The sequence below is a fragment of the uncultured Campylobacter sp. genome, from assembly GCF_938030815.1.
Classification (GTDB): domain Bacteria; phylum Campylobacterota; class Campylobacteria; order Campylobacterales; family Campylobacteraceae; genus Campylobacter_B.
In genome coordinates, this window is sequence record NZ_CALHII010000220.1 from 1 (window position 1) to 4089 (window position 4089).

Here is a 4089-nt window from a genome sequence, read left to right on the forward strand (position 1 = left end):
TGTAATTTTGCTTTGTAAGAAAATTTTTTGCAAAAAATGATATAATCGGCTTGAATTTTATATCTAAGGAAATCCATGAAAAGATTGTTTCTCGCGCTTTTTGCCTGTATTTATGCGCAGGCGGAGGAGAAAAAATATGCCGATATCGTGCAGGGAAATAGCGATGTTTGGGGCAATGCAAGGCTTGAAAACATCGATAGCTACGGCAACGGCTTCGGTCCGATTTTTCTGCAATTTCAAGGACATCTGCAAAGCTCGGGCTTTTTTGCTTGGTTGGCGCTGGGCGCGGTTTTGGGCGTAATCATAGCTTTTATTGGGCACTACGCGATCATAGGGCCGAAGCACTTTGATCATCACGCCGGCAAGCCGATCTATGCATTTAATAAATTTGAGCGCTTGTATCATCTCGTAGCAGCCGTCGCATGGGCGATCTTGGTTCCTACCGGCTTAATTATGATGTTTGGCGAAGAATTTGGCGGTGGCACTTTCGTGAGATTTTGTAAAAACGCTCACGGACTAGCTACGATAGCCTTTGCGATCGCCGTTATGCCTATGCTAGTGACATGGTTTTGGCGTATGCTACCGCGAGCTTACGATATCAAATGGATGATGATCGTGGGCGGCTATTTAAGCAAAAAGAAGCGCACGATTCCCGCGGGTAAATTTAACGCCGGCCAAAAAGCGTGGTTTTGGGTCGCGACTTTAGGCGGCATAGTGATGATAGCCACGGGCGCGTCGATGTTTTTCTTAGACTACGATATCCCTGCGATGAGAAGTGCGCTAGGTATGAGTCAGATCGAAATTTTAAGAGCAAGCGCGATTATTCATAATTTTTTGGGCGCGGTCTGCGCGGTATTTTTGCTTGTGCATATCTATATGGCGGTCTTTGCGATCAGCGGAGCCATCCACTCGATGATCGACGGACACAAGCCGGAGGAGGAAGTTTACGTACTTCACCACTACTGGTATCGCGAGCTGCTCGATAAAGGGCAGATCGCTAAATCGCAATTTGAAGCGAAGTACCCGCGCTTATAACTTGGGTAAATTTTATGCGGGTCTGCTTGCGTGCGGCTCGCATTAGCTTTGAGGTTCAAAGAATTTTATTTTTAAGGATTACATATGCAACTAGATTGTCGCAATTTAAATTGCCCGGAGCCGCTTTTGCGCACCAAAAAAGCCCTCGGTGAGCTAAAAATCGCAGAGAGTTTAGAAATTTTAGTAAACGACGTAGCGCCGCGCGAAAATATAAAGCGCTTTTTAGCCAAAAACGGCTTTGAAGCGCAAATTTCACAAGCGGGCGCCGATACGCTTATAAAAACCGTAAAAACGGACGAGCTGAAAGATACAAATATCGACGATATTTATTGCGGCGTAACGGCGCCAAAAAGAGGCAAGGTGATATTTCTAAACGAAGAGCAGTGCGGAAGCGGCCCGATCGGAAAGAGCCTGCTTGCTAAATTTTTAGGCGCGGCGCTAAATTTAGACGAAAAGCCAGTGAAGGTGATCTGCGTAAACAACGCCGTGCATATAACCACAAATCGCGGCCACGAATGCTTTGAGGCAATCAAAAAGCTAAACGAAGCGGGGGCCGAAATTTTAAGCTGCGGAAGCTGTCTGGAGAGCTACAAACTAGTCGATAAGCTCGCGATCGGCGAGATTTCAAATGCATACGAAATCATGGACGTTCTATCAAAATACGAAGTAATCAAACTATGATCTACAGAGATTTTAACCTCACCAAATTTATTGCAGCCGCCGGTTGAGCCGCCAAGCTTGACCCGGCGGGTCTAACCGAAAATCTTGGAAATTTAATCGAGCCTAATGCAAGCCTACTTTCGTCAATCTGCAGCAACGAAGATGCGAGCGTATTTCGCATAAATGACGATCTTGCGCTAGTGCAGACGCTCGATTTTATCACCCCTTTGGTGGACGATCCGTTTATCTTCGGACAGATCGCGGCAGCAAACTCCCTAAGCGACGTATTTGCAATGGGCGGCGAAGTGATAAACGCCCTAAACATCGTGGGTTTTGATGATTGTCATTTCTCAAACGAAATTCTGCGCGAAATTCTGCGCGGTGGCAAAGATAAGATCAAAGAGTGCGGAGGGGTCTTGGTGGGCGGACACACCATCTCTACTCCCGAAATTTATTACGGACTTAGCGTCACGGGGCGCGTGAATCCGCGTAAATTTTGGAGCAATAATACAGCGCGCGAAGGCGACCTGCTGATCCTAACAAAACCCCTCGGCACGGGCATTATCGCTACGGCCATTAAGGCGAAATTTCTTAAATTTGAAGAATTTCGTGATGCGATAGAGAGCATGATTTTGTTAAATTTTTATACTGTGGGCGCGCTAGCGGGTCTAAAAATACATGCCGCGACCGACGTGACGGGCTTCGGGTTGCTTGGACACGCCCTTGAGATGATAAATGAGAGCGTGAGCTTTAAAATTTATCCTAGCAAAATTCCGCTTCTAAAAAGCGCTCTCAAATGCCTTGATGAGGGACTGATCCCTGCTGGAAGCTATAAAAATTTGAAATTTATCGCACCGGGCGTCGATTCTGAGCCAGACATAACGCTTTGCGATGCGCAAACTAGCGGCGGACTTCTGCTTGCCGTAGCGGAAAAGGACGCGGCGCGAGCGCTTGTAAATTTAAAAAACGCAGGCTACGCTAGTAGCACTATCATCGGCGAAGTAATAGCACATGCCGAACATAAAATTTATTTAGTTTAAAATCTTTTCTATTCAGCCCCCTTTAAGCATCGCTCTTGTATAATCACAATTCTGTTTCGCACCGAGCCGAACCTGCTTTCTTAACTCTTAAGTCCTAGTAGTTTTAGCCTTTTAGCGAACGCGTTTTTTAAAATTTTAACTGTTAAAAACAAATATCTTTAGTCAATCTTTGAAATCTAAACAAGTGATCGATTGAGCCTATGGATTAAGATTTAGATCGCCGGATCGAAATTTAGAGAATTCTTTACGTCTGTAACGAATATCTAATTAGCATCTAGCTTTAAACTAAATCTATCCATAAAAACGATGTTACAAAAACATAAAGTTTTTAGATTAAAAACTTCATAATCGTATCTACCTGTATAAGTATAAAGAGTTTAAATCATAGATTAAATTTAAGACGCAGAATAAGACCTGAGCCAAGCTTCGGTTTTAATGCTATCCTTAGAAATTTATGATTTGTGAAAAACTTATTTTTTCGCAAATCTTTGTAGCTTTAGGTGGGTGCAGGGAGCGAAAGCTCCCGCTCGCAGTAACGGCTTTGCCGTTGCGAGAAGTATAAATATGGAGAGTTTGATCCTGGCTCAGAGTGAACGCTGGCGGCGTGCCTAATACATGCAAGTCGAACGGAATTTAAAAGAGCTTGCTCTTTTAAATTTAGTGGCGCACGGGTGAGTAATATATAGCTAATCTGCCCCTTGCTGGAGGACAACAGTTAGAAATGACTGCTAATACTCCATACTCCTTTTTACCATAAGATAAATCGGGAAAGAATTTCGGCAAGGGATGAGACTATATCGTATCAGCTAGTCGGTGGGGTAACGGCCTACCGAGGCTATGACGCGTAACTGGTCTGAGAGGATGATCAGTCACATTGGAACTGAGACACGGTCCAAACTCCTACGGGAGGCAGCAGTAGGGAATATTGCGCAATGGGGGAAACCCTGACGCAGCAACGCCGCGTGGAGGATGACACTTTTCGGAGCGTAAACTCCTTTTGTTAGGGAAGAATAATGACGGTACCTAACGAATAAGCACCGGCTAACTCCGTGCCAGCAGCCGCGGTAATACGGAGGGTGCAAGCGTTACTCGGAATCACTGGGCGTAAAGGACGCGTAGGCGGATTATCAAGTCTCTTGTGAAATCTAACGGCTCAACCGTTAAACTGCTTGGGAAACTGATAATCTAGAGTAAGGGAGAGGCAGATGGAATTCTTGGTGTAGGGGTAAAATCCGTAGATATCAAGAAGAATACCTATTGCGAAGGCGATCTGCTGGAACTTAACTGACGCTAATGCGTGAAAGCGTGGGGAGCAAACAGGATTAGATACCCTGGTAGTCCACGCCCTAAACGA

General features: G+C 45.1%; 3 protein-coding genes and 1 rRNA gene. All 4 read left to right on the forward strand.

Translation table 11 applies throughout. The features are described 5' to 3' along the window. The first annotated feature begins 75 nt into the window (after window positions 1-75). Window positions 76-1035 (forward strand): formate dehydrogenase subunit gamma, encoded by a 960-nt coding sequence (locus tag Q0277_RS08620; protein WP_297997284.1) that lies wholly within the window; start codon window positions 76-78, stop codon window positions 1033-1035. 84 nt (window positions 1036-1119) lie between these two features. Next, window positions 1120-1716, forward strand: a complete 597-nt coding sequence (yedF, locus tag Q0277_RS08625; RefSeq protein ID WP_297997285.1) for a sulfurtransferase-like selenium metabolism protein YedF — start codon at window positions 1120-1122, stop codon at window positions 1714-1716. Beyond that, on the forward strand, window positions 1716-2735 hold the full coding sequence (selD, locus tag Q0277_RS08630; protein WP_297997287.1) for a selenide, water dikinase SelD: 1020 nt from the start codon (window positions 1716-1718) through the stop codon (window positions 2733-2735). Before yedF ends, selD begins: the two co-directional genes overlap by 1 nt. Window positions 2736-3296: 561 nt before the next feature. Next, window positions 3297-4089, forward strand: a 16S ribosomal RNA gene (locus Q0277_RS08635); the annotation flags it as partial.

What these genes read in the sequence shown, in the direction of transcription:
- yedF (WP_297997285.1), top strand. Translation starts at nt 1,120, where the DNA reads ATGCAACTAGATTGTCGCAATTTAAATTGCCCGGAGCCGCTTTTGCGC.
- Q0277_RS08620 (WP_297997284.1), top strand. Translation starts at nt 76, where the DNA reads ATGAAAAGATTGTTTCTCGCGCTTTTTGCCTGTATTTATGCGCAGGCG.